This is a genomic window from Enterobacter cloacae complex sp. ECNIH7 (assembly GCF_002208095.1).
Classification (GTDB): domain Bacteria; phylum Pseudomonadota; class Gammaproteobacteria; order Enterobacterales; family Enterobacteriaceae; genus Enterobacter; species Enterobacter cloacae_M.
The window spans coordinates 1,947,197-1,971,028 of the sequence record NZ_CP017990.1 but is presented as its reverse complement, the minus strand read 5'-3'; the positions used below and the strand labels follow the sequence as shown (position 1 = coordinate 1,971,028).

The window sequence follows — 23,832 nt, the reverse complement described above, 5'->3', positions numbered from 1 at the left end:
TCAGTCACTTTTAGCTAATACAGATTCCAGGCGAGCGGCAATCCGCTGAGGGACTTGTCGCTGCACCGCCTGCACTGCCTGTTCAATCGCGACAGCAAATGCTCGCTGATTGGCGGCGCCATGACTCTTAATCACGATGCCGCGCAATCCTAACAGACAGGCGCCATTATACTGGTCGGGGTTGAGGTGACTGAATCGCCGCGTCAGGCTCTTTTGTAACCAACGCTTCAATAAAATCAGCCACCAGGCGCTTTTTTTACCTTCTCCCTGAGATTTCAACAGAGAAAGAAACATGCGTACGACCCCTTCCATGGTCTTCAACGTGACGTTTCCGGTGAAGCCATCGCACACCAGAACATCCGTTTTACCCGTCAACAACTCATTGGCTTCGAGATAACCAATATAGTTGATGGAGGGAACCTGTTTGAGCAATTCAGCCGCTTCGCGAATGCTGTCCAGGCCTTTGGTCTCTTCTTCACCAATGTTCAGTAACGCAACACGGGGAGTGTTGATTCCGACAACTTCTTCTGCCAGCACCGATCCCATCACGGCAAACTGAGCCAGCATAGTACTATCACAGTCGACGTTAGCGCCCAAATCGAGCACTACCGTCTTGCCCTTCTGCTGATGCGGTAACACCGTTACCAGCGCCGGACGCTCAATACCTTCAATAGGTTTGAGCAGCAATTTCGAGAGGCCCATCAGCGCGCCGGTATTCCCCGCGCTGACGCAAGCCTGAGCTCGCCCTTCTTTCACCAGCTCCAGCGCTATCCGCATAGAGCTGCCACGACTATTGCGAATGGCCTGCGAGGGTCGGGCATCACTGGCAATAACTGACTGCGCAGGGATAATCTGCAGACGCGAACGTTGTTCAAAGTCAGCTTTTGCGAGTAATGGCGTGATTGTGTCGGGATTGCCGACTAAAAGAAGTGTGAGTTGCGAATTAGAATTCAGTGCCTGCAATGCTGCAGGCACTGTCACGGAAGGGCCAAAATCTCCCCCCATGACATCTAACGCCAGGGTTAGACGTGTCAAGGTATCGTCGCAGCCTGGTTCGGTAAATTCCCCGTTTGCACGGGGAAATCCTCACTAAGCCTAATCACGCTTGCGCGTGATTACTTAGTGATAACCTTGCGGCCGCGGTAGAAACCGTCAGCGGTGATGTGGTGACGCAGGTGTTTCTCACCAGAAGTCTTGTCTACAGACAGGCTGGTAACTGCAGTCAGCGCGTCATGGGAACGACGCATGCCACGTTTGGAACGGGTTGGTTTATTCTGTTGTACGGCCATGGACCTTACTCCTCAATTACTTACGCTTTAAGCTGGCTAATACGGCAAATGGGTTTGGTTTTTGCGCTTCATCAGGCAGTTCCCCAAAGACCATGTCCGCCTCGGACACTTCACAGTGTTCAGAATCATGCACCGGAACCACTGGCAAGGTGAGGATGATTTCATCTTCAACCAGAGCCAGAAGATCGATTTCACCGAATTCGTTAACCTCAATCGGCTCATACGCTTCCGGGAGTGCTTCAGCCTGTTCGTCAGAACGAACCGGACTGAAACAATACGTTGTGTGAACATGCTGTACAAACGGTTTCCCGCAACGCTGACACTCGAGCGTTACCGTCACCTTTGCATCACCGGTTAAAACGGCGAGACGCTGGTTGTCGATAGCGAACGACATGGAGCATTCTACATCACTGTCCACACTGACTACGGATTCGGCAATACGCTCAGCCTGATCGGAGGTATAGATACCTTCGTAATCGAGGCGTTTTTGAGCCGTACGAACCGGATCAAGAGTCAGGGGTAATTTTACCTTTTGCATAGGGCGCGCATATTAACTTTGTAACGTCATAGAGTCAAAGAAAAAGGCAACCAGAGCTGCCTTTTGCCAATTATTCGCACACATTGCGGCCTGTAGTTTAAAATGGCTGGCATCGATACGCTATATCTGGTGATAAAAATATGCCAAATCTCGTCCTTGCTTCCACATCTCCCTACCGCCGAACGCTGCTGGAAAAGCTCGGGATCCCGTTTGAATGCGCCGCGCCAGAGGTGGATGAGACGCCACAGCCGGGCGAATCACCGCGTCATCTGGTGATGCGTCTTGCTAAAGAGAAAGCGCAGTCGCTGGCCGCACGTTACCCCGCACATTTGATTATAGGCTCAGACCAGGTTTGCGTGCTGGACGGCGAAATCACCGGCAAGCCCCATACGGAGGAGAACGCCTGTCAGCAGCTTCTGCGTGCGCGAGGCACTATCGTGACCTTTTATACCGGCCTGGCGCTCTATAACTCCGCCACCGGTCATCTGCAAACCGAATGCGAGCCGTTCGACGTACACTTCCGCCATCTCAGCGAGCAAGAGATCGTGGATTATGTGCGCCGGGAACGTCCGCTGAACTGTGCGGGAAGCTTTAAAAGTGAAGGATTGGGGATTGCGCTGTTCGACAAGCTGGACGGACGCGATCCCAACACGCTGGTGGGGTTACCGCTGATTGCCCTGTGTCAGATGTTAAGACGAGAAGAGTGTAATCCGCTGACCATGTGACTGGAAGGTTGCGGCCTGATGCCCTCACCCCGCCCCTCTCCCACAGGGAGAGGGAGGAACGCAAACTCAGCCGCGCAGAACCTTAAGACAGCGTTTCAACTGCTCGTCCAGCGGCGCTTCAATACGGATGACTTCCCCCGTATTAGGATGGGTAAACTTCAGCGCTGCCGCATGCAGGAACAGACGCGACAGCCCCGTCCCCGCCAGCTGCTTATCAAACTCGCGGTCGCCATAGCGGTCATCAAAGGCAATTGGGTGCCCTGCAAACTGCGTATGCACGCGGATCTGATGGGTACGACCTGTCACCGGACTGCAGCGCACCAGCGTGGCAAACTCATAGCGCTCTTCAACCTTAAAGCGCGTTTCAGACGGTTTCCCTTCCTGGCTTACGCGGACAATACGTTCGCCGCTTTGCAGAATATTCTTCAGCAGCGGCGCCTGCACTACTTTTACATGGGACTGCCACTGACCGCGCACCAGCGCCAGGTAGTCTTTCTGCATCCCTTTTTCACGAAGCTGTTCATGCAGCGAACGCAGCGCAGAACGCTTTTTCGCCACCAGCAGTACGCCAGAGGTATCACGGTCAAGACGATGCACCAGTTCAAGGAAGCGTGCTTCCGGGCGCAGGGCTCGCAGCCCTTCAATCACGCCGAAGCTCAGGCCGCTACCGCCATGAACAGCTGTTCCTGACGGTTTATTGAGCACCAGAATGTGGTCATCTTCGTACAGGATCACATCGCTCAGGGCCGCCACTTTCTGTAGCTTCGGTGAAACGGTCTCTTCTTCACGTTCCGCAACGCGCACAGGCGGAATACGCACTTCATCGCCCGCCTCGAGTTTGTACTCGGGCTTCACGCGTTTTTTGTTCACCCGCACTTCGCCCTTACGCAGGATGCGGTAAATCATGCTCTTTGGTACACCTTTCAACTGGGTGCGCAAAAAGTTATCGATACGTTGCCCCGCGTCATCTTCGGCGATGGCAACCATTTTTACGGCTGGAGTCTCTGTTTTCATGGTTGGCGATTCTAAATATCGTCAGCCATTAGCGCCACTCATTTTTCTATGCTTATATTTACTTTTATCCGGCCAGCTCCCCGTTTCGCGCAATCGATTTGGTGGTTATTAAACCAATCGCCATTCTGAAGTGAAGAAACTGTGAGTAACCGGGTAATAATTGGTAAAAGTCATCTTGCTATAACCCGGCGAGCAGTGGAATAATGAGGCTGTTTTCCGTGTTAAATCCTGGTTAAGTAAGGATGTTGACGGAATGACCAATTTTGTCTGACCGATCATCCACGCAGCAATGGCGTAAGACGTATTGATCTTTCAGGCAGTTAGCGGGCTGCGGGTTGCAGTACTTCCCGGTATAAGGATTGTTCTCTGGAGAGTTCTACCCAGGCAATTCCCCTGATAATTGCGCTGTGTTTCCGTATGAAATACAGGCAACCGACACTCTGCGCCTCTTAAGCGAGCGACAACCGTGAGGTTGGCGACGTGAACAGACACGAGGCCATCGGTTCATACCCCGGAAAGCGTCACCTTGCCCGCAGCTTTGTCGTCAATGTAAGAATAACGAGTAAGTTACGATGAAAAGAATGTTAATCAACGCAACTCAGCAAGAAGAGTTGCGTGTCGCCCTTGTGGATGGGCAGCGCCTGTACGATCTGGATATCGAAAGTCCTGGACACGAACAGAAAAAAGCGAACATTTACAAAGGTAAAATCACCCGCATTGAACCAAGCCTTGAAGCTGCATTTGTCGATTACGGTGCTGAGCGTCATGGTTTCCTCCCTCTGAAAGAAATCGCCCGCGAATATTTCCCCGCAAACTACAACGCCCATGGCCGCCCAAACATCAAAGATGTTCTGCGTGAAGGTCAGGAAGTTATCGTTCAGATTGATAAAGAAGAGCGTGGCAACAAAGGTGCCGCGCTGACCACCTTTATCAGCCTCGCAGGGAGCTATCTGGTTCTGATGCCTAACAACCCGCGTGCGGGTGGCATCTCTCGCCGTATCGAAGGTGATGACCGTACCGAGCTGAAAGAAGCGCTGGCAAGCCTCGAACTGCCTGACGGCATGGGGCTTATCGTGCGTACCGCAGGCGTTGGCAAATCAGCCGAAGCGCTGCAGTGGGACCTGAGCTTCCGTCTGAAGCACTGGGAAGCCATTCAGAAAGCAGCTGAAAGCCGCCCTGCTCCGTTCCTGATCCACCAGGAAAGCAACGTTATTGTGCGTGCCTTCCGTGATTACCTGCGTCAGGACATCGGTGAGATTCTGATCGATAACCCAAAAGTGCTTGAGCTGGCGCGCCAGCACATCGCCGCGCTGGGTCGTCCGGATTTCACCAGCAAAATTAAACTGTACACCGGCGAAATCCCGCTGTTCAGCCACTATCAGATCGAATCCCAGATTGAGTCCGCCTTCCAGCGTGAAGTGCGTCTGCCATCCGGCGGTTCTATCGTTATCGATACCACTGAAGCGCTGACCGCTATCGACATCAACTCCGCGCGTGCAACGCGCGGTGGCGATATCGAAGAGACCGCCTACAACACTAACCTCGAAGCCGCTGATGAAATCGCCCGCCAGCTCCGCCTGCGCGACCTGGGTGGTCTGATTGTTATCGACTTCATCGACATGACCCCTGTTCGCCACCAGCGTGCGGTTGAAAACCGTCTGCGCGAAGCGGTGCGTCAGGACAGGGCGCGTATCCAGATTAGCCATATCTCACGCTTTGGCCTGCTGGAGATGTCCCGTCAGCGTCTGAGCCCGTCTCTCGGCGAGTCCAGCCATCACGTTTGTCCGCGCTGCTCCGGCACCGGTACCGTGCGTGATAACGAATCGCTGTCCCTCTCCATTCTGCGTCTGATTGAAGAAGAAGCGCTAAAAGAGAACACCAAAGAGGTTCACGCCATTGTGCCGGTGCCCGTTGCCTCTTACCTGCTTAACGAAAAACGTGCAGCGGTAAGTGCGATTGAAGCGCGTCAGGGTGGCGTTCGCTGCATCATCGTGCCAAACGACCAGATGCAGACCCCACACTATCACGTGCTGCGCGTGCGTAAGGGCGAAGAGACGACCACTCTCAGCTACCTGCTGCCGAAGCTGCATGAAGAAGAGATGTCCCTGCCTTCCGATGAAGAGCCAGCCGAGCGCAAACTGCCAGAGCAGCCTGCGTTAGCGACCTTCATCATGCCTGAAGCACCACCGGAAGCAGCTCTGGAAAAACCTGCTGCCAAACCTGCAGCGCAGAAACCAGAAGCAGCGGTAGCGAAAGCCCAGCCGGCACAGCCGGGTCTGCTGAGCCGCTTCTTCGGCGCGCTGAAGAAGATGTTTGCTGAAGAAGAAGTTCAGCCAGAGCAGCCGAAAGAAGAGCCAAAAGCAGCCAAGCCAGAGCGTCAGCAGGACCGTCGCAAGCGTCAGAACAACCGCCGCGATCGTAACGACCGCAGCGATCGCAATGACCGCAGCGAGCGTCGTGACAACCGTGACAACCGCTCTGAGAATAACGAAGGCCGTGAGCAACGCGAAGATAACCGTCGCAACCGTCGCGAGAAACAGCAGCAGAATGTTGAAGATCGTGAAATTCGCCAGCAGGCGGGCGATGAGTCTGAGAAGAGCAAACAGCGTGACGACCAGCAGCCGCGCCGTGAACGCAACCGTCGCCGTAACGACGAGAAGCGTCAGGCACAGCAGGAAGTCAAAAACCTGAACCGCGAAGAGCCTGTTGAACAGCAGGACGGCGAGCAGGAAGAACGCACTCAGGTAATGCCGCGTCGTAAGCAGCGCCAGCTTTCTCAGAAAGTTCGCTTCGCCTCTGAAGCAACCGAAGAGTCTGGCGCTATCGCGGTTGAAACCAGCGAGAGCACAACCGGCACGCAGCTGGCGAAAGTTGACCTGCCAGCGGTCGTTGAAAACAACGTTGAGCAGGATGATAACGGTGAAAACCGTGATAACGCCGGTATGCCGCGCCGTTCACGCCGTTCTCCACGTCATCTGCGCGTCAGCGGCCAGCGCCGTCGTCGCTATCGTGACGAGCGTTACCCGACTCAGTCGCCAATGCCGCTGACTATTGCCTGTGCTTCGCCAGAAATGGCGTCCGGCAAAGTCTGGATCCGTTACCCGGTTGCTCGCCCGGAGCAGGTTGTTGAAGAACAGCCTGTAACCGAAGAGGTGATTGTACCAGCAGCCGCGGTAGAAGCTGTCGTGACTGAAGCGGCAACCGTGGTTGAACCTGAGGTTGTTGAACCTGAGGTTGTTGAAGCTGAAGCCCCTCACGCAGTGGAAGTAGAGACCACCCATCCAGAAGTGATTGCCGCGCCGGTTGATGCAGCACCGCAGCTTATCGCCGAAGAAGATGCCGTGGTGGCTGAGGAAGTCGCTGAAGAGTCTGAACCTGTAGCCGCAGTGGAAAACACCCCCGAAACCCTGATTGAAACCACCACTGAAGAAGTTGTTCAGGACGTTGAGATTCAGGTTGAACCGGTTGTCGAAGAAGCGAAAGCGCCTGAGGTGAAACCTGAGCCGGTTGTTTCTGCACCAGCCGCAGCCCACGTGGCGACAGCACCAATGACGCGCGCCCCGGCACCGGATTACGTGCCTGAAGCCCCGCGTCACAGTGACTGGGTACGCCCGGCGTTCAGCTTCGACGGTAAAGGCGCTGCAGGCGGCCACAGTGCAACGCATCAGGCGACTGCACCGGCGACGCGTCCGCAGTCTGTCGAATAACGACGCTGAAAGTAAAAAGCCGACCTTCGGGTCGGCTTTTTTTATGGCTGCTGTACGGGCTTTCTCATTCCGGTCACCTCAGGCATGACCTGCCGCATCAACTCCAGAAAACGCCGCAAGCGTGCCGGATAATAGCGGGACCAGGGGTAAACAAGATGCACCGGTAACGCCGCTGGCTGCCAGTCTGGCAGCAAATGCACCAGCCGCCCTTCCCGAATATCATCCTGTACCGTCCAGCTGGATACCACCGCCACGCCAAGCCCGGTGAGCGCCGTATTGCGTGCGACATACAGACTATCGGTGCTGAGGCGCGGGGTAATCGCCACTCGCGCGGTGGCGGGTGATGCATCGTGGAACAGCTCCACATGGCGCTGGTAGAAAGAGCTGATCGCTATCCAGGGAAACTGCTGCAAATCCTCCGGCGTGATGACCGTCGGAAAACGGGCCAGCAGCGCCGGTGAAGCCACTACCGAGCGCGGCACTTCGGCCAGCAGCACGGACACGGTCGCCGGATCGACTTCCACGCCCACCCGAATCGCACAGTCAAGGTTGTCGCCGAGAAAGTCCGCCGACCGATCGTTGAGCATCCACTCAATCGAAAGCTGCGGATAGCGTTGCAAAAACTCGGTTACGGGTTTCAGAAGCTGGTCCTGGCCAAACGCGTGCGGAGCGCGCACCCGCAGCACGCCTACCGGCTCATCTTCCGTCTGCCCCACCTCATCTTCCAGCGCCAGCCAGCTGTCAATCACCCGACGGGCGTGCTGATAGCAGCGCTCGCCGTCATCCGTCAGCCGCGTCGTGTGGGTGGTGCGCAAAATCAGGCGCACGCCCAGCATGGTCTCAAGCGACTGTAACCGTCTGCTTACCGTGGCCTGGGTAGTGGCCAGCTGCCGCGCCGCCGCTGAGAGGGAGCCCGCCTCAACGATACGAACAAACGTCCGCATTAACTCCACCCTGTCTATACGCTCAGCTCTTTTCATCGCATTTTCACTTATACGTTCAACGTATAAGCGTTTTACCACCGGGCCCGCTACCGTCGCAAGGCGTACTGATAAAAAATAGCCTCACACGACGAATGAGGAACATCTTATGAACACAACAACCGCCGCCCATGCCGTGAGCCGCTGGGTAATCTTAATGCTGGCGATCGGTGCAGGTTTCAGCGTGGCATCTATCTATTATGCCCAGCCTCTGCTGCCGCTGATGGGTGCAGACCTTCATCTGAGTATCGAAGGAATGGGCCTGGTTCCGACGCTCACCCAGGCGGGATATGCCCTGGGGATCCTGTTCCTGCTGCCGCTCGGCGATCGCCACGACCGCAGGACGTTAATCCTGATAAAGAGTGCGGCGCTGGCGCTGTTTCTTCTCGGCTGTAGCCTGACCGGGCAGATCCACTCTCTGCTGCTGGCAAGCCTGCTCATCGGCATGGCCGCCACCATGGCACAGGATATCGTCCCTGCCGCAGCCATCCTTGCGCCGGAAGGTAAACAGGGGAAAACCGTGGGCACGGTAATGACCGGGCTGCTGATGGGTATCTTATTATCCAGAACCGTGAGCGGCGTGGTGAGCGAAGCGTTTGGCTGGCGCGTCATGTACCAGCTGGCGGCGGCGAGCATTGCGTTCATCGGGGTGATGATGTGGTTTGTGCTTCCCCGTTTTGCCATTCACTCTACGCTTAGCTACCCCGCTCTGATGCGCTCAATGGAACATCTCTGGCGTCGCTATCCGGCGCTGCGCCGTGCGGCGCTGGCTCAGGGTTTTCTGTCGATTGCCTTTAGCGCCTTCTGGTCTACGCTTGCGGTCATGCTGCTGGAACGCTATCACCTGGGGAGTGCCGTAGCGGGTGGTTTTGGTATTGCAGGTGCCGCCGGTGCGTTAGCTGCCCCGCTGGCAGGGGGTCTGGCAGACAAACTGGGCGCAGGAAAAGTCACGCAGCTTGGTGCCGTTCTTGTGACCGTATCATTCGCCCTGATGTTCCTGATGCCCGCGCTGGGCGTTCATGGACAGCTGATTCTGATCGCCATCTCCGCCGTTGGGTTCGACCTGGGTCTGCAGTCCAGCCTGGTCGCTCACCAGAACCTGGTATATAGCCTTGAACCGCAGGCGCGGGGCCGTCTCAACGCCCTGCTCTTTACGGTGGTCTTTATCGGGATGGCGCTGGGTTCCGCGTTAGGCAGCAATATTTACTCGCTGGCCGGCTGGACGGGCGTGGTCGCGCTGGCGACGGTCTGTGGCGTCATTGCGCTGGCAATCCGTCTGATAGAAAGCGCACGAGTCACCTCCGCATCAGCAGAAGTTGCATAAAAAAAATGCCCAATCCAGACGGATTGGGCAGTAAAACATGCCCAGTTTCAAGACATGTTCCAAGAGGTCAAGATGTTATTTGTTCAGCTGGAACAGAGACATGCCCTGCATATCGCTAAACGCTTTATAAGACGCCTGCAGGGCCGCCTGCTGCATGGTGTAAGAGGAAATCGCTTCGTTCCAGTCAACATCAACCAGGTCACTCATCTGCTTGGTCTGACCCAGCGCGCGGTCATCGCCCAGCGTATCGAGTTTTTCCAGCTCGTTCATCTTGGTTCCCACATCCGCAACGACCGTCAGGATATTGTTCTGGGAGTTTTTGATGCCGATTTGCGCATTGGCAATCACCTGGCTTTGCGCCGTTGCGGCAGCCGGATCGTTCTCAATCGGTATCTTCAGCGAGGCAATAGCAGAGTCCAGAATTTTGAACATGTTGGTCTGGCCATATCCACCGCCCGGCAGCTGTTCCGCATTACTGGTAATGCTTTCGAAAATTTGCTGGCCGGTATGGCTGATGGTCATATTTCGCGCCGTATCAACCTGCTGCGTGATAGCCTCAGCGCCGCCGTTGTAATCTCCGGTCGCGGCATCAAACGGTGCGCTCTCGGTTTTGTATCCCGCAAAGATAAAGCGGCCATTACCATCCGTCGTGTTGGCAAGGTTCATCAGCTGATCGCGGATCCCCTGAATATCGGTCGCCAGAGAAAGACGGTCGTCATCGCTTAATGTGCCGTTTGAGGCGTAAACCAGCTTCTCGCGCACGCTTGAGATCGCAGTGTTGACCTGGGTTAACACGTTATCTTCCAGCGAGACCTTCTGCGTTGCAAAGGTACGCGCGAGCGCGAACTGGCTGTTTTGCGACTGAGACTGTGACAGCACGATGGCCTGCGACGCGGCGATAGGATCGTCCGAAGGACGATTGACGCGCTTGCCGGTGGACATCTGCTCACCGTAGCTCAGCCATCTGCTCTGGGAATCGGTGATCCCACGCATGTTCTGCTCGTACATCATCTGGGTGCTAATACGCATTGTTCACCTCAACCTTAACGAATGTTGATAATTGCATCGAAGAGCGTACTGGCAGTTTGTAGAACCTGGGCATTGGCCAGGTAATACTGCTGATAACGCTGCAAATTGCCATACTCTTCGTCGAGGTTTACCCCAGAGATGGTCTGCTGCTGCTTGATTAACTGCGTTTCCACGTTGGCTTTCGTCTGGCTGCTCACCTTCAGTGACGCCGTTGAGCTACCGACGGTACTGACGAGAGAGGCATACGCATCGTTGAAGGTTTTATTTCCACCCACCACTTTGCCGTTTTGCAGATCGAGCAGTTTCTGGCCGTTACGGTTGTCACTTTCGCCGCCGTTCTGCACAGATGCCATCGCCAGTTTAGACTCGTCGCCGATCGCGAGATCCATGTTCATGATGACGTTGGAAACAGGCTTCACGGTAAAGCTGTCTTTGGTATTTGCCGTGCCGCTCACGTTGACGTTAAGGCCATCAAAAGACAGATTGCCGCTGGCATCCGGGCTCATCGTAAAGCTGGTTTTGTCTGACGAGCGGGTGACCGTCCAGTCAGTGCCGTTAAACTGCAGCTTATAGTCTGTCGCCTGGACCTGTTTGCTGTCCGCCACAGACGCCGTAACAACGGCCGAACCGCCGTTCTTGCTGTTGGACAGGACCGCCGGAGAACCAAAGTTGAACAGCTTACCGCCCGCATCACCGTTCGCATCAAAACCGGCTTCATGCTGCGTGTTCATCGCGTCGGCAAAGGCCAGCGCCATCTGGTTCAGGCTGTTACGGGCTTTATCCAGATCTTCCGTGCGGAAGGTCAGTAAACCGCCTAAAGAACCGGTGGTGATAAATTTCTCCGGGATCTCAATATTGCCCGCCACGTCATCGACGTAGGCGATAGTGGTACGAGCCGGATCGGCGCTGGACTTCACGGCCGCCAGCTGGCTGGCTTTGCTGCCCTGTACCAGGCTGTAACCGTTACCGAGAGAGATATTAAACGTGCCGCTATCCTGCACGGAGACTTCCACGCCCACGATTTTGTTCAGTTCAGTCACGAGCTGATCGCGCTGGTCCAGAAGATCGTTAGGTGACGCGCCCGCGCCAACGCCGGTCAGACGGGAGATCTGATCGTTCAGATTCGCAATCTGTGCCGCGTAGTTGTTGATCTGAGACACGCTGCTTGAGATGGCGGTATTAACCTGCGCGTCCTGGTCACGGAGATACTGATCGTTGGTTTTAAACTGATTGACCAGACCACTCGCTTTACCCAGCACCGTCTGACGTGCAGCCGGGTCTTCCGCGTTGCTCACCAGGGTTTGCAGGCTTTTGAAGAAATCCTGCAGGGTGGTGGAGAGCGAGTTGGTGGTATCGGAGAGCACATCGTCAATTTTTGACATCTGCTGATAGCGCGTCGTCAGACCGCTGCTCTGCGTCTGCGCGGCGCGCAGCTGGTTGGTGATGAAGGCGTCATACTCACGCTGGACACCGGAGACATAAACCCCGTTACCCACCCAGCCACCGCCGGTCAGCGTGCTGTTAGATGCGCCCAGCACCGTGGTCTGGCGGGTGTAACCTGCCACGTTATAGCTTGAAATATTATTACTGACGGTATTGAGTGCCGACTGCGCGGCACTGAGGCCACTCATGGCGCTGTTAATCAAACTGGACATGGGGGTTCCTTTTATACGTTCAGACACGAGTCCTGATGAAGGTTATCGGCAACCTCCACCGGGACTTGAGAACTTTCAGAACAGATTTTCAATATCTGTGCTATAGGCTTTGCTGACCTTCTCGCCCATGGATTTCAGCTGCTGGATCATGCTGGTGAGCTTGCGTGCATAGTTCGGGTCAGTCGCGTAGCCCGCGTTTTGTAAGGCCTGAGCGCCCTGCTCCGCCGTCGCCGCCTGCGTAACGGCGGTATAACGCGGATTTCGGCTCAGCAGGCCAACGTAGTCGGACAATGCTTCCAGATAGGAGCTGTAGACGCGGAATTTTGCTTTGACCTTCACCGTCGCACCGTTCTCGTATTCGGTGGTCGTGATCTCCGTTGTTGGCCCCTTCCAGCTGGAGGTGGCCTTTACGCCGAAGATGTTGAAGCTCGGATCGCCGTTTTCCTTGCGGATCTGACGCTGACCCCAGCCCGACTCCAGCGCGGCCTGCGCCAGAATCAGGTGATGCGGCACGCCGCTCTGTTCGCTGGCGAGACGCGCGGGCAGAGAAAGCTGCGCCAGGAAGTCTTTGCTGTCACCGGAGAGCGGCTCATCGCCGCTGCCAGTGGCTTTTGGCATCGCTTTACGCACCATTTGCGTCAGAGCCTGGTTCTGATAACTGGTCACCGTTTCCAGGTCGAACTTCATCGGCACCTGCTGCGTCTGTTCCTGAGGCTGAATGCCCTGCGCGGCTTCGGTCTGTTTCACAATCATGTCAGCCAGACCGAGGCCTTTACCAGCGGTCATCTGCTGCGCAATCTGCTGGTCATACATGCTGGTGTAGAGACGCGTTGAATCACTGCTGAACATCCCGTCTTTCGGCAGGGTTTCGCGCATGCTTTTCAGCATCATCTGTACAAACATCCCTTCCACCTGGCGGGCGACCGGGCGGATGTTCGCCGCCGGGTCTTTGCCTGCTTTGGTTTTCAGTTCGTTGAGCGACTGGGCGTCCCAGGCTGCACTGGTCAACAGTTTGCTATCGGTCAGCATTAGATGATTTCCAGTTTGGCGCGCAGGCAGCCCGCGCTTTGCATGGATTGCAGGATGGACATCAGATCCATCGGCGTTGCGCCCAGGGCGTTCAGGGCACGCACCACGCTGTTCAGGTTGGCGCTGGAGCGAACGCTCTGCAGCGACCCACCGCTCTGGCGCATATCAATCTGCGTTTGCGGTGTTACCACCGTCTGACCGCCGCCAAATGGCGTGTTCGGCTGGCTCACGTTCGCGGAGCGGTTAACCGTCACGGAGAGGTTACCCTGCGCCACGGCACAGCTGTCCAGCGACACTTCCCGGTTCATCACCACCGAGCCGGTACGGGAGTTGATGATCACTTTCGCATCCTGGACCGGAACGTTAACTTCCATATTCTGAATATCAGCCAGCATGCGCACCTGGTTGCTGCTGCCGGTAGAGGTGCGGATCTGCACGGTGCGCGCGTCGAGTGCCGTTGCGTTACCGTAGCCGCGGCTGCGGTTGATGGTATCGGCAATTTGCTGCGCCATCGTGAAGTCTTCATTATTAAGCTGCAGGTTGATGGTATTGCCCGCGCCAAACTGGGTCGGCAGTTCACGCTCAATGATTGCACCGTTGGTGATACGTCCACCGTTCAGCTGGTTCACCTGCACGCTGCTTCCGCCTGCGGATGCCCCCGCACCGCCAACCAGAATGTTCCCCTGCGCCAGCGCATACACCTGGCTATCAACGCCTTTCAGCGGGGTCATCAGCAGCGTACCGCCGCGCAGGCTTTTGGCGTTACCCATTGAGGAGACCACCACATCAATGGTCTGCCCCTGACGCGCAAACGCCGGGTAGGACGCGGTGACCATTACCGCGGCCACGTTTTTCAGCTGCATGTTGGTTCCCGCCGGCACGGTAATGCCGAGTTGGGAAAGCATGTTGTTCAGGCTTTGGGTGGTGAACGGCGTCTGGGTCGTCTGGTCACCGGTACCATCCAGACCAACCACCAGGCCGTAGCCAATCAGAGAGTTTTCACGCACACCCTGAACGCTGGTGAGATCGCGAATACGGTCAGCCTGGGCAAATGTTGTCACCAGCGCGAGCGCCACGGCGAAGATCGATTTAAACATGGGTCACCTCGCTTACATCGGCGATAAATTAAGGAAGAAGCGCTGCAGCCAACCCATATTTTGGGCTTCATTGATATAGCCGTTACCGACGTACTCAATGCGCGCATCCGCCACCTGGGTAGACGGAACGGTGTTGGTGCCGCTGATGGTGCGAGGGTTAACCACGCCCGAGAAGCGAATGAATTCAGTGCCCTGGTTGATGGCGATCTGTTTTTCACCCACAACGTGCAAGTTGCCGTTAACCAGAACCTGGTCAACCGTGACCGTCAGCGTACCGCTGAAGGTGTTGCTGGCGTTCGCGCCACCTTTACCGTTAAAGGTATTGCCGCCAGAGGCCTCGACATCTGCTCGCGCGTTGCCGAACAGTCCCTGCAGGTAGCGCGGGACGGTATCGAAGCCAAAATTCGTTTTGCCATCGCGGCTGGCGTTCGCCGACGAGCTCTTGCTCGCGCTGACGTTTTCCTGCAGCACAATGGTCAATGTATCGCCGACGTTACGCGGGCGGCGATCTTCAAACAGCGGCTGATAGCCGTAATTAATCGGCTGCGCGGTCTGGAAAATGGAGCCGTTGACCACTGGCGCAGGGCCGGGAACGGGTTGGGCAGTCGTCGCACCCTGGACCAATGGTTTAGACGGGATCAAAGCACACCCGCTGAGGGTGACAGCCAGAACAGTCAGTATCGGATAACGAAACGCCGCGTTTTTTTGCATTGCCTTCATCTTCGAAAACAGGGAGCCGGTGCGGCGTTTACCGCACCGGGCTACACCTTAGAGTTGCGTCAGTTTCTGCAGCATCTGGTCGGTCGTCGACACTGCTTTACTGTTAATTTCATACGCGCGCTGGACCTGGATCATATTCACCAGCTCTTCCGCCACGTTCACGTTGGACGTTTCAACATAACCCTGGTACAGCAGACCCGCGCCGTTCAGGCCCGGGGTGCTCTCATTCGGCGTACCGGAGGATTGCGTTTCGGTGTAGAGGTTCTCACCAATGCTTTCCAGACCGGTATCGTTCATGAAGGTGGTCAGGTTAAGCTGCCCAACCTGAACCGGCGCGGCCTGTCCCTGCTGGGTCACGCTGACCACACCGTCGCGTCCGATGGTGATGCTCAGGGCGTTCGCCGGGATGGTAATCGCAGGCTGAACCTGGAAACCGCCCGCCGTCACCAGCTGGCCGTTCTGATCGACCTGGAACGAACCGTCGCGGGTATAGGCAGAGGTCCCGTCAGGCAGCTGCACCTGGAAGAAGCCCTGGCCTTTGATTGCCACGTCTTTACTGTTGTTGGTCTGAGACAGGTTGCCCTGGCTGTGCAGACGCTCGGTAGCCACCGGGCGAACGCCGGTACCAATCTGCAGGCCCGACGGCAGCGTCGTCTGTTCAGAAGACTGCGCGCCCGGCTGACGGATGGTTTGATAAAGCAAATCTTCGAAAACGGCACGCTGACGCTTGAAACCATTGGTGCTCACGTTTGCCAGGTTGTTGGCAATCACGTCCATATTGGTTTGCTGGGCGTCCAGGCCAGTTTTCGCGATCCATAAAGAACTGATCATAAGGAGTCCTGTTAACTCATAGCCAGAAGTTGGTTAGCTTTGCCCGCGTTTTCATCCACGCTGCTGATGATCTTCATCTGCATTTCAAAACGACGGGCGCTGGCAATCATGTCGCTCATGGCGGCTACCGGCTTGACGTTGCTGCCTTCCAGAACGCCGGACATCACGCGGATGCTCGGATCGGCCTGTAATGTGGCACCACGCGTCGCCTGCGCCGTCTGGGTCAGACGAAACATGCCGTCGTCGCCGCGCTGCACCTCTTTGCCTTCCGCTTTAACCAGCTTCAGACGTCCGACGGGTGCAACGGTGTTGGCCGGATCGCCCGGGTTCAGCGCCGAAATGGTGCCGTCCGCGGCGATAGTCAGCTCAGAGCCTTCCGGAACGGTCAGCGGACCCGCTTCCCCCATCACCGGATGACCCTGAATCGTCAGCTGGCCCGTCGCGCTCACCTGGATATTGCCGTTACGGGTATAGCCTTCGCTGCCGTCGGCAGTTTGCACCGCCAGCCAGCCGTCCTGCTGCAGGGCAACGTCCAGCGGGCGCGAGGTGTAGTCCATCTGCCCTGGCGTCATATCTGCGCCAGGGGTTGATGCCGTCACCAGCGTACGGGTCGGCAGGGACAGCCCTTCAACCGGCACCGCGCGCAGCGCGTTAAGCTGCGCGCGAAAGCCCGGCGTAGAGGCGTTTGCCAGGTTGCTGGCGGTAACGGCCTGCTGATTGAGCGTCTGACTTGCCGCGCCCATCGCGGTATATATTGCGTGATCCATTGCGCTTTCCTGTTAGCCGCTTAACGCAGGTTAACCAGCGTGTTGAGGATCTGGTCCTGGGTTTTGATGGTCTGCGCGTTCGACTGATAGTTACGCTGTGCGACGATCATGTTCACCAGTTCTTTACTCATATCCACGTTGGAGGCTTCCAGCGCGCCGTTGGTCAGCTTGCCGAAGTTACCGGTGCCTGCGGTACCCAGCAGCGCCACGCCGGAGGACTGTGTGGCAGACCAGACGTTGTCGCCTTCCGATTTCAGGCCTTCGTTGTTCGCGAAGTTTGCCAGCACGATCTGCCCCAGAACCTGAGACTGTTCGTTAGAGTAGCTTCCCACCACGGTGCCATCGTCGTTGATCTGGTAGCTCACCAGGTCGCCAGGCTTGTAGCCGTTCTGATTGGTTGCCACAACGCTGTTTGCACCGGTGTTCTGCTGCATGGAGTTCTGGAAGCTCAGGGAGAAGGTCGCCCCCGTCGCACCGCTGACAGAACCCGTGGTGATGTTAATGGCCGGCGTGGCGTTTGGCGTTGCGCTCAGTACACCCGCAGCGTCGTAGTTGTAGACACCCGCCAGGTTACCGTTCGCATCAAAGTTCATCTGCGCCGCTTTTGCCGCTGTTGAACCCGCAACGCTGCCGTCCTGAGTGTAAAGATCCCATTTATTGTTGGCCGTCTTCACGTAGTAGACGTACATGTTGTGGGCGTTACCCTGGCTGTCGAATACGGTCACGGTCCCTTTTTTGTTGTAGGTGTCCGGGTTGGTCGCATCGAACGGGGCAGTTTGAACAGGATCGGTTGAGTTCAGGTTGATCTGCTGCGTCGCGGTGGTGGTTGATTTCGCCGCCATCAGGGTGTTCGGGATAGTAATCGCCTGAGGGTTCGCACCGGTCTGAACGGTTGGAGGCGTTCCGGCTGCCGGGTAGCCCGTCAGCTGCATGCCCTGCATGTTAACCAGCGTACGGTTTTCGTCCAGCTTGAACTGGCCGTTACGGCTGTAGAACACTGAACCGTTGGAATCGACCATACGGAAGAAGCCGTTCTGGCTGATCGCAACGTCCAGACCACGACCGGTGTTGGTGGTGGTGCCGTCGGTAAAGTCCTGAGTGATGCCCGCAACTTTCACGCCCAGGCCGACTTTGGAACCGGCAAACATGTCCGCAAATGAAGCAGAACCGGATTTAAAACCATAGGTCGCGGAGTTGGCGATGTTGTTGCCAATGACGTCCAGGTTGGTGGCCGCAGCATTCAGGCCGCTGACCGCTTGAGAAAAGGCCATGACTTACTCCTGATAAGTGTTAAGGCTTAGATAATCTGCCGAACTTCGTCGAGTGTGGTGGAACCAGAGGTTCCCAAATCCAGTTTGTTGCCGTCGCTTCCTTTAATCACGCCCTGGACCAGCGCGAACTGCAGCGGCTGCGCCACCAGCTGGGTTGTCCCGTTGCTGGCGCTGATCGCTACTTTGTAAGAACCGTTTGGTGCTTTAGTGCCGTCGGTCAGGCTGCCATCCCACGTAAAGGTGTGAACGCCCGCCTTCAGCTCGCCGATATCAATAGTGCGCACGACCGTGCCGTTGCTGTCGGTAATGGTGGCGGTAACTTTCTCCGCCGCCTGCTGCAACTCAACGCCAAACGGCGTGGTGGTCGTTGTGGTGTTGCCTTCGGTGGTGCTGGTGCCCGCCAGAATCGTGGTTCCAGGGATCATCACCCCGTGGCCAATCAGGCTTGCCGCCTGCAGAGACTGGGCGCTGTTAATCTGCCCGGAGACGGAGCCGAGGGTGGTGTTGAGTTTCTCAATGCCGCTAACGGTGCTGATCTGCGCAAGCTGCGTGGTCAGTTCGTTGTTCTGCATTGGGTTGGTGGGATCCTGGTTCTTAAGCTGCGCCACCAGCAGCGTCAGAAAGCTGCCCTGAAGATCGGAGGCATTGCTCCCGGTGAGGGAGTTAGAACCCGTCGTACTCTTCGTGTTATTAACACCCGAGTTCGTAGGATCATTCACATTTACGGCGATGGACATGCATGTCTCCTTTACTGGCCGAGAGTGAGCGTTTTGAGCATCATGCTCTTCACGGTATTAAGCACTTCGACGTTGGCCTGGTAGCTACGGGAAGCCGACATGGAGTTCACCATCTCACCTACCACATCCACGTTTGGCATTTTCACGTATCCGCTGGCATCCGCGAGCGGGTTACCCGGCTCATACACCAGCCTGTCCGGCGCCTGGCTCTCTACCACATCAGACACCTTCACGCCGCCCGTCGCCGCGCCCGGCGCAGCATCGACCTGAAAGACAACCTGTTTGGCACGATAAGGCTGGCCGTCTGGTCCGGTTACGCTGTCGGCGTTCGCCAGGTTACTGGCAGCCACGTTCAGGCGTTTGGACTGCGCGGTTAACGCCGAACCGGCAATATCAAAAATATTCAACAAGGCCATCTATCAGTTCCCCCCCTGCAGGACGTTCATCATGCCTTTGATTTGTCCGCCGAGTACGGTCAGGCCCGCCTGGTATTTCAGGCTGTTATCGGCAAACTGCGTACGCTCCCGGTCCATATCCACGGTGTTACCGTCGAGTGAGGGCTGATCGGGAATGCGATAAAGTAAATCGGTCGCTGGCGCGGTCATCGCCTGAGCAGGAATATGGCGAGAGGATGTCATGGCAAGTGCAACACCCGTTCCTTCGGCACGTCCACGCTCCATCACCTTTTTGAGTTCACTGGAAAAATCAATATCGCGCGCCTGAAACCCTGGGGTATCGGCGTTAGCGATGTTGGCGGCTAAAATCTCCTGCCGCTGGGCGCGTAAATTGAGCGCTTCCTGCTGAAAACGTAACGCGGCGTCGAGTTTATCGAGCATGTCTCCTCCGCTGATGGCAAAATTTCAGTTCACAGCTTAAATCTCACCCGGTCTCCCCTATCGACGGAATAAGCGCAAAATGCGTCGCTATTTATTGCGTTGATGCAAAACCACTGCAGGTAGAATTCATTCAACTCTGGAAACGGTGGAACTTGCGATGCAAACGTTAAAACGTGGCCTGGTGGCAACTTTCTTGCTGTTTAGCCCTCTGGTGCAGGCTGAAGGCTTACAGGATCGGCTGACGGCTTTTTTTGCTGAAAAGCTGGCGGGCTTTAGCGATGAGGTTAACGTTACCGTGCGCACCCCACCGAATCTGTACCCGACCTGTGACCAACCGTCATTCAGCGTGACGGGAACCACCCGGCTGTGGGGAAATGTGAACGTGCTGGCACGCTGCGCGAACGAAAAACGCTATTTACAGGTTGCAGTTCAGGCGACGGGCAATTATGTTGTCGCCGCCGTACCCATTGCGCGCGGCAGCGTGCTGCAGACGAACAGCGTGACGTTAAAGCGCGGCCGTCTGGATCAGCTGCCTCCACGCACCATGCTGGATATGAACCAGGCACAGGACGCCGTCAGCCTGCGCGATGTCGCCCCCGGCCAGCCGATACAGCTCTCAATGCTGCGTCAGTCATGGCGGGTAAAAGCGGGTCAACAGGTGATGGTGGTGGCCAACGGAGATGGCTTTAGCATCAACAGTGAAGGGAAAGCGTTAAACAATGCCGCGGTGGCGCAAAACGCCCGCGTCAGAATGTCCTCAGGCCAGGTGGTGAGCGGAACCGTCGATTCTGATGGGAATATTCTGATTAACCTATAATCTTTTTAAAGATTTCGCGGCGCGTGCCGATAAATATTCCACTAATGATGATGTCAGGCGCAAACGCCGCGAACCCTCGATGAGGACAACACTATGAGCATTGATCGTACATCAGCCCTGAAGCCGGTAAGCGCTGTACAACCTCGCGAAACGAATGACGCTCCTGCGCAGAAAACGCGTCTGGAAAAACCGTCAACGTCCAACAGCACCAGCGTTACCCTGAGCGACGCGCAGGCTAAACTGATGCAGCCAGGCAGCAACGATATCAATATGGAACGTGTTGAAGCGCTGAAAACGGCTATTCGTAACGGTGAGCTGAAAATGGACACCAGCAAGATTGCTGATGCCCTGATTCAGGAAGCACAGAGTTTCTTACAGAGTAACTAACCGTATGAGTCGACTGTCAGAAATACTGGATCAAATGACGGTTGTTCTTAACGACCTGAAAACGGTAATGGACGCTGAACAGCAGCATCTCTCTTCCGGTCACATCAACGGCAGCGCGCTGCAGCGTATTACTGAAGATAAGAGTTCGCTACTGGCGACGCTGGATTATCTGGAGCAACAGCGCCGCGCTGAGCAGGATCCTAAGCGTAGCGCCAATGACGATATTATTGAGCGCTGGCAAACCATTACCGAAAAAACCCAGCACCTGCGCGACCTTAACCAGCACAACGGCTGGCTACTGGAAGGTCAGATTGAGCGTAATCAGCAGGCGCTTGAGGTATTGAAACCGCATAAAGAAACCGGACTGTACGGTGCGGATGGTCAAACAGCGACTGCGCGTATTGCGGGAGTTAAAAAGATTTCGATTTGACGCCTGGGCGACAAATCATGCAGCGGGGAGCACCATAAGGTGAACTCCCCTTTTGGCGTTTATGCCGTACGGCGGGCAAACTCTTTCACTTTGAACCCCAGCACCGCGAGCGTGGCAAAGTAAGCCACGACCCCGACGCCTACCACGGCCATCAGCCGCATCAGACGATAAGGCATAGTGCCGAGGGACCACTCCGGCATCACGTACATCATGCCGAGAAGCGCCGCCGACATCACCAGTACCGCAACGATCAGACGTACCAGGAAACTTCCCCACCCCGGCTGCGGCGTAAAGATATCCTGCTTGCGCAGCTGCCAGTACAACAGCCCGGCATTCAGACAGGCCGCCAGACCAATAGACAGCGACAGGCCAGCATGCTTCAGCGGACCAATAAACGCCAGGTTCATCAGCTGGGTCATAATCAGCGTCACGATGGCAATTTTCACCGGCGTTTTGATGTCCTGACGCGAGTAGAACCCGGGCGCCAGCACCTTGACGACGATCAGCCCCATCAAGCCGACCGAGTAGGCAATTAGCGCGCGCTGGGTCATGGCGGCATCAAAGGCGGTGAATTTCCCGTACTGGAAGAGCGACACCGTCAGCGGTTTGGCCAGAATGCCCAGCGCCACCGCGCTCGGCAGGGCCAGCAGGAAGCAGAGACGTAAACCCCAGTCCATCAGGCGGCAATATTCATCATGGTTGCCGCTGGCAAAACTTTTCGACAGCGACGGCAGCAGGATGGTCCCCAGCGCCACGCCCAGCACCCCGGACGGGAATTCCATCAGACGGTCGGCGTAGTACATCCAGGAAACCGAGCCGGACACGAGGAAAGAGGCAAAAATGGTGTTAATGATAAGCGAGATCTGGCTGACGGAGACGCCGAGAATGGCGGGCCCCATCTGCCTGATCACGCGCATCGCCCCGGCATCTTTGAGATTGATGCGCGGCAGCACCAGCATGCCGATTTTTTTCAGATGCGGCAGCTGGTACGCCAGCTGCAGCACGCCGCCGACGGTAACCGCCCAGGCCAGCGCCAACACCGGCGGGTTGAAGTGCGGCGCGGCGAACAGGGCAAAACCGATCATGCTGACGTTGAGAAACGTCGGCGCAAACGCCGGGACAGAGAAGCGGTTCCAGGTGTTCAGGATCGCCCCCACCAGCGAGGCCAGCGAGATGAGCAGAATATAGGGGAAAGTAATGCGCAGCAGCTGCGAGGTCAGCGCAAATTTGTCAGCCGTATCGGCAAAACCGGGCGCGGTCACCATAATCACCCACGGCGCGGCCAGCATCCCGAGTACGGTCACCACCGCCAAAGCCAGCGTCAGCAGCCCGGAGACATAAGAGACAAAGACGCGCGTCGCGTCTTCGCCCTGCTTGCTTTTATATTCCGCCAGAATAGGCACGAATGCCTGGGAAAACGCTCCTTCAGCAAAAATACGACGCAGCAGGTTTGGCAATTTGAACGCGACGAAAAAGGCGTCCGTGGCCATCCCTGCACCAAATACCCTTGCCACAATGGCGTCGCGCGCAAAACCCAGCACGCGGGAAAACATGGTCATCGAGCTGACGGCCGCCAGCGATTTTAATAAGTTCATTAACGTGAATTTCCAGAACCATACGGATTTGTAGGCCGGATTAGCGTAAGCGCCACCCGGCAAAGCCAACAAGCGGCGCTTAGTCTAACCGGATTTCAACGAATTACTATCCGCAGATGTTACAGCGAGTTATTCGCTCATGGCATCGCGCCAGAGCCTTTCCACAATGCGCTGCGCCAGAATGGCCTGCTCGCCGGACGTTTCAGGAACCGTCTGATTTTGCACGCAGGTGATAAAGTGGCGGGCGCATCCTGCGAAACCGCGCTGCTCGAGGGTGCTCTGCCAGCCTGGCGCCGGGAGCGTCACCACGCCGTTGCCCTTCTCTTCCCGCCACTCGCGCATGTCCGTAATGTCGTACAGCGCGCCCTCGGTCACCGCCTGCACGGATTCTCGCTGGCTTCCTGCACGACGGTGCATGCTGGTGGTAATCTGAAGATGCTCAACGGCGAAGTGGTGTTCCGCGTAGACCATCTGCCCCTGATCGTTTGTCACCAGGGTGCCGCTTTTCAGCAGCGCTTCGCCGTTGCTCAGCCACAGCGCCGTATCCACAACGTGCAGGTAATCATCCAGAAGGGTGAAGCGCAGATCGTTTGGCCCAATGCTGTCGGTGCGGTGTTTATCCATCCGCAGCGAGGCGAGCGTGTCCGACTGCGCCTTCAGCTGCTGGTAAAGCGGCGCGAAGCGGCGGTTGAAGCCCACCATCAGCGTCAGTTTTTTGCGCGCGGCCAGCTCAATCAGCCGTTCGGCATCCTGAACATTTTCCGCCAACGGCTTATCCACGCAGACGTGAACCCCCAAATTGAGCAGCTCGCTCACCACCTGATAGTGGGTTGCCGTTGACGTATGCACAAAGACCGCATCACACTCGCGGGCCAGATCCTGCAGGGAGGCGGCATACGGAATGCGCCAGGTTTCGCAGATACGTTCTGCCTTTTCTCGGGTGGGTGACCATGCCCCTTGCAGGGTCCAGTCCGTCGCCGCACCTAATACAGGCAGCCAGGCTTTTTGCGCGATGCCGCCGAGCCCCACCACGCCAACGCGTAATTTTTTCACC

At 56.5% G+C, this 23,832-nt stretch carries 24 protein-coding genes; 6 read left to right on the top strand and 18 right to left on the bottom strand.

Annotated features, from left to right (window positions below; translation table 11 throughout):
* From plsX to yceD, 3 genes are all read right to left on the bottom strand, one after another.
* On the bottom strand, window positions 1–1,035 hold the full coding sequence (plsX, locus tag WM95_RS09770; RefSeq protein ID WP_059290957.1) for a phosphate acyltransferase PlsX: 1,035 nt from the start codon (window positions 1,033–1,035) through the stop codon (window positions 1–3).
* A gap of 80 nt (window positions 1,036–1,115) precedes the next feature.
* Window positions 1,116–1,289: a 50S ribosomal protein L32 gene (gene rpmF / locus WM95_RS09765; protein ID WP_003857964.1), complete on the bottom strand. Its 174-nt coding sequence runs from the start codon at window positions 1,287–1,289 to the stop codon at window positions 1,116–1,118.
* Window positions 1,290–1,305: 16 nt separating this feature from the next.
* On the bottom strand, window positions 1,306–1,827 hold the full coding sequence (gene yceD / locus WM95_RS09760; RefSeq protein ID WP_014883375.1) for a 23S rRNA accumulation protein YceD: 522 nt from the start codon (window positions 1,825–1,827) through the stop codon (window positions 1,306–1,308).
* A gap of 140 nt (window positions 1,828–1,967) precedes the next feature.
* On the opposite strand from yceD, the gene WM95_RS09755 reads away from it, so the two are divergent.
* Entirely contained in the window at window positions 1,968–2,552 is a 585-nt protein-coding gene (locus WM95_RS09755) for a Maf family protein (protein WP_032658016.1), read from the top strand.
* A 66-nt stretch (window positions 2,553–2,618) separates the two neighbouring features.
* Here the strand turns inward: WM95_RS09755 and rluC are convergent, their stop codons facing one another.
* Complete coding sequence (gene rluC, locus WM95_RS09750) at window positions 2,619–3,566, bottom strand: 23S rRNA pseudouridine(955/2504/2580) synthase RluC (RefSeq protein ID WP_024909023.1); 948 nt, start codon at window positions 3,564–3,566, stop codon at window positions 2,619–2,621.
* 572 nt (window positions 3,567–4,138) lie between these two features.
* Between rluC and rne the strand changes: the two genes are divergently transcribed.
* Window positions 4,139–7,273, top strand: a complete 3,135-nt coding sequence (gene rne, locus WM95_RS09735) for a ribonuclease E (RefSeq protein WP_063408617.1) — start codon at window positions 4,139–4,141, stop codon at window positions 7,271–7,273.
* 41 nt (window positions 7,274–7,314) lie between these two features.
* Here rne and WM95_RS09730 read toward each other — a convergent pair whose 3' ends face one another.
* A complete protein-coding gene (locus WM95_RS09730) occupies window positions 7,315–8,217 on the bottom strand; it encodes a LysR substrate-binding domain-containing protein (RefSeq protein ID WP_074166102.1) in 903 nt (300 codons plus the stop codon).
* Window positions 8,218–8,362: 145 nt separating this feature from the next.
* Here WM95_RS09730 and WM95_RS09725 point away from each other — a divergent pair, with 145 nt between their 5' ends.
* Complete coding sequence (locus tag WM95_RS09725; protein WP_063408619.1) at window positions 8,363–9,577, top strand: MFS transporter; 1,215 nt, start codon at window positions 8,363–8,365, stop codon at window positions 9,575–9,577.
* 75 nt (window positions 9,578–9,652) lie between these two features.
* On the opposite strand, the gene flgL is transcribed toward WM95_RS09725, so the two are convergent.
* The 11 genes from flgL to flgB all read right to left on the bottom strand — a co-directional run bounded on the left by flgL (window position 9,653) and on the right by flgB (window position 19,549).
* Window positions 9,653–10,606 carry a flagellar hook-associated protein FlgL gene (flgL, locus tag WM95_RS09720; RefSeq protein ID WP_045357072.1) on the bottom strand — a complete coding sequence of 318 codons (954 nt, stop codon included), beginning with the start codon at window positions 10,604–10,606 and terminating at the stop codon, window positions 9,653–9,655.
* Between the two features lie 14 nt (window positions 10,607–10,620).
* Window positions 10,621–12,261, bottom strand: coding sequence for a flagellar hook-associated protein FlgK (flgK, locus tag WM95_RS09715; protein WP_045357075.1), 1,641 nt, complete (start codon window positions 12,259–12,261; stop codon window positions 10,621–10,623).
* A gap of 75 nt (window positions 12,262–12,336) precedes the next feature.
* Complete coding sequence (flgJ, locus tag WM95_RS09710; protein ID WP_088544752.1) at window positions 12,337–13,290, bottom strand: flagellar assembly peptidoglycan hydrolase FlgJ; 954 nt, start codon at window positions 13,288–13,290, stop codon at window positions 12,337–12,339.
* Window positions 13,290–14,387 carry a flagellar basal body P-ring protein FlgI gene (locus WM95_RS09705; protein WP_023311140.1) on the bottom strand — a complete coding sequence of 366 codons (1,098 nt, stop codon included), beginning with the start codon at window positions 14,385–14,387 and terminating at the stop codon, window positions 13,290–13,292. The genes flgJ and WM95_RS09705 overlap by 1 nt, the downstream gene beginning before the upstream one ends.
* 12 nt (window positions 14,388–14,399) lie before the next feature.
* Entirely contained in the window at window positions 14,400–15,098 is a 699-nt protein-coding gene (gene flgH, locus WM95_RS09700) for a flagellar basal body L-ring protein FlgH (protein WP_023311139.1), read from the bottom strand.
* A 57-nt stretch (window positions 15,099–15,155) separates the two neighbouring features.
* On the bottom strand, window positions 15,156–15,938 hold the full coding sequence (gene flgG / locus WM95_RS09695) for a flagellar basal-body rod protein FlgG (protein WP_008500810.1): 783 nt from the start codon (window positions 15,936–15,938) through the stop codon (window positions 15,156–15,158).
* An 11-nt stretch (window positions 15,939–15,949) separates the two neighbouring features.
* Window positions 15,950–16,705: a flagellar basal body rod protein FlgF gene (locus WM95_RS09690; protein WP_045357078.1), complete on the bottom strand. Its 756-nt coding sequence runs from the start codon at window positions 16,703–16,705 to the stop codon at window positions 15,950–15,952.
* A gap of 20 nt (window positions 16,706–16,725) precedes the next feature.
* A complete protein-coding gene (gene flgE / locus WM95_RS09685) occupies window positions 16,726–17,976 on the bottom strand; it encodes a flagellar hook protein FlgE (protein ID WP_063408621.1) in 1,251 nt (416 codons plus the stop codon).
* Window positions 17,977–18,002: 26 nt separating this feature from the next.
* Window positions 18,003–18,713 carry a flagellar hook assembly protein FlgD gene (gene flgD / locus WM95_RS09680; protein WP_045401867.1) on the bottom strand — a complete coding sequence of 237 codons (711 nt, stop codon included), beginning with the start codon at window positions 18,711–18,713 and terminating at the stop codon, window positions 18,003–18,005.
* A gap of 11 nt (window positions 18,714–18,724) precedes the next feature.
* Entirely contained in the window at window positions 18,725–19,129 is a 405-nt protein-coding gene (flgC, locus tag WM95_RS09675) for a flagellar basal body rod protein FlgC (RefSeq protein ID WP_008500814.1), read from the bottom strand.
* A gap of 3 nt (window positions 19,130–19,132) precedes the next feature.
* Complete coding sequence (flgB, locus tag WM95_RS09670; RefSeq protein ID WP_063408622.1) at window positions 19,133–19,549, bottom strand: flagellar basal body rod protein FlgB; 417 nt, start codon at window positions 19,547–19,549, stop codon at window positions 19,133–19,135.
* 157 nt (window positions 19,550–19,706) lie between these two features.
* Here flgB and flgA point away from each other — a divergent pair, with 157 nt between their 5' ends.
* From flgA to flgN, 3 genes are all read left to right on the top strand, one after another.
* Window positions 19,707–20,366, top strand: coding sequence for a flagellar basal body P-ring formation chaperone FlgA (gene flgA / locus WM95_RS09665; RefSeq protein WP_045357085.1), 660 nt, complete (start codon window positions 19,707–19,709; stop codon window positions 20,364–20,366).
* A gap of 93 nt (window positions 20,367–20,459) precedes the next feature.
* Entirely contained in the window at window positions 20,460–20,753 is a 294-nt protein-coding gene (flgM, locus tag WM95_RS09660; protein ID WP_023311133.1) for a flagellar biosynthesis anti-sigma factor FlgM, read from the top strand.
* Window positions 20,754–20,757: 4 nt separating this feature from the next.
* A complete protein-coding gene (gene flgN, locus WM95_RS09655) occupies window positions 20,758–21,183 on the top strand; it encodes a flagella biosynthesis chaperone FlgN (RefSeq protein ID WP_008500818.1) in 426 nt (141 codons plus the stop codon).
* A gap of 59 nt (window positions 21,184–21,242) precedes the next feature.
* On the opposite strand, the gene murJ is transcribed toward flgN, so the two are convergent.
* Together murJ and WM95_RS09645 are read right to left on the bottom strand one after the other, a co-directional pair.
* The gene (murJ, locus tag WM95_RS09650; RefSeq protein WP_045357088.1) at window positions 21,243–22,778 is read right to left on the bottom strand and encodes a murein biosynthesis integral membrane protein MurJ; all 1,536 of its coding nucleotides are present in this window, start codon (window positions 22,776–22,778) and stop codon (window positions 21,243–21,245) included.
* Between the two features lie 129 nt (window positions 22,779–22,907).
* The gene (locus WM95_RS09645) at window positions 22,908–23,831 is read right to left on the bottom strand and encodes a Gfo/Idh/MocA family protein (protein WP_063408623.1); all 924 of its coding nucleotides are present in this window, start codon (window positions 23,829–23,831) and stop codon (window positions 22,908–22,910) included.
* Between the last annotated feature and the right edge of the window lies 1 nt (window position 23,832).

Bases quoted from the DNA above. Each gene is read 5' to 3' on its own strand.
- rpmF (WP_003857964.1), bottom strand. From the start codon at position 1,289: ATGGCCGTACAACAGAATAAACCAACCCGTTCCAAACGTGGCATGCGT.
- yceD (WP_014883375.1), bottom strand. From the start codon at position 1,827: ATGCAAAAGGTAAAATTACCCCTGACTCTTGATCCGGTTCGTACGGCT.
- WM95_RS09755 (WP_032658016.1), top strand. From the start codon at position 1,968: ATGCCAAATCTCGTCCTTGCTTCCACATCTCCCTACCGCCGAACGCTG.
- rluC (WP_024909023.1), bottom strand. From the start codon at position 3,566: ATGAAAACAGAGACTCCAGCCGTAAAAATGGTTGCCATCGCCGAAGAT.
- rne (WP_063408617.1), top strand. From the start codon at position 4,139: ATGAAAAGAATGTTAATCAACGCAACTCAGCAAGAAGAGTTGCGTGTC.
- WM95_RS09730 (WP_074166102.1), bottom strand. From the start codon at position 8,217: ATGCGGACGTTTGTTCGTATCGTTGAGGCGGGCTCCCTCTCAGCGGCG.
- WM95_RS09725 (WP_063408619.1), top strand. From the start codon at position 8,363: ATGAACACAACAACCGCCGCCCATGCCGTGAGCCGCTGGGTAATCTTA.
- flgL (WP_045357072.1), bottom strand. From the start codon at position 10,606: ATGCGTATTAGCACCCAGATGATGTACGAGCAGAACATGCGTGGGATC.
- flgK (WP_045357075.1), bottom strand. From the start codon at position 12,261: ATGTCCAGTTTGATTAACAGCGCCATGAGTGGCCTCAGTGCCGCGCAG.
- flgJ (WP_088544752.1), bottom strand. From the start codon at position 13,290: ATGCTGACCGATAGCAAACTGTTGACCAGTGCAGCCTGGGACGCCCAG.
- WM95_RS09705 (WP_023311140.1), bottom strand. From the start codon at position 14,387: ATGTTTAAATCGATCTTCGCCGTGGCGCTCGCGCTGGTGACAACATTT.
- flgH (WP_023311139.1), bottom strand. From the start codon at position 15,098: ATGCAAAAAAACGCGGCGTTTCGTTATCCGATACTGACTGTTCTGGCT.
- flgG (WP_008500810.1), bottom strand. From the start codon at position 15,938: ATGATCAGTTCTTTATGGATCGCGAAAACTGGCCTGGACGCCCAGCAA.
- WM95_RS09690 (WP_045357078.1), bottom strand. From the start codon at position 16,705: ATGGATCACGCAATATATACCGCGATGGGCGCGGCAAGTCAGACGCTC.
- flgE (WP_063408621.1), bottom strand. From the start codon at position 17,976: ATGGCCTTTTCTCAAGCGGTCAGCGGCCTGAATGCTGCGGCCACCAAC.
- flgD (WP_045401867.1), bottom strand. From the start codon at position 18,713: ATGTCCATCGCCGTAAATGTGAATGATCCTACGAACTCGGGTGTTAAT.
- flgC (WP_008500814.1), bottom strand. From the start codon at position 19,129: ATGGCCTTGTTGAATATTTTTGATATTGCCGGTTCGGCGTTAACCGCG.
- flgB (WP_063408622.1), bottom strand. From the start codon at position 19,549: ATGCTCGATAAACTCGACGCCGCGTTACGTTTTCAGCAGGAAGCGCTC.
- flgA (WP_045357085.1), top strand. From the start codon at position 19,707: ATGCAAACGTTAAAACGTGGCCTGGTGGCAACTTTCTTGCTGTTTAGC.
- flgM (WP_023311133.1), top strand. From the start codon at position 20,460: ATGAGCATTGATCGTACATCAGCCCTGAAGCCGGTAAGCGCTGTACAA.
- flgN (WP_008500818.1), top strand. From the start codon at position 20,758: ATGAGTCGACTGTCAGAAATACTGGATCAAATGACGGTTGTTCTTAAC.
- murJ (WP_045357088.1), bottom strand. From the start codon at position 22,778: ATGAACTTATTAAAATCGCTGGCGGCCGTCAGCTCGATGACCATGTTT.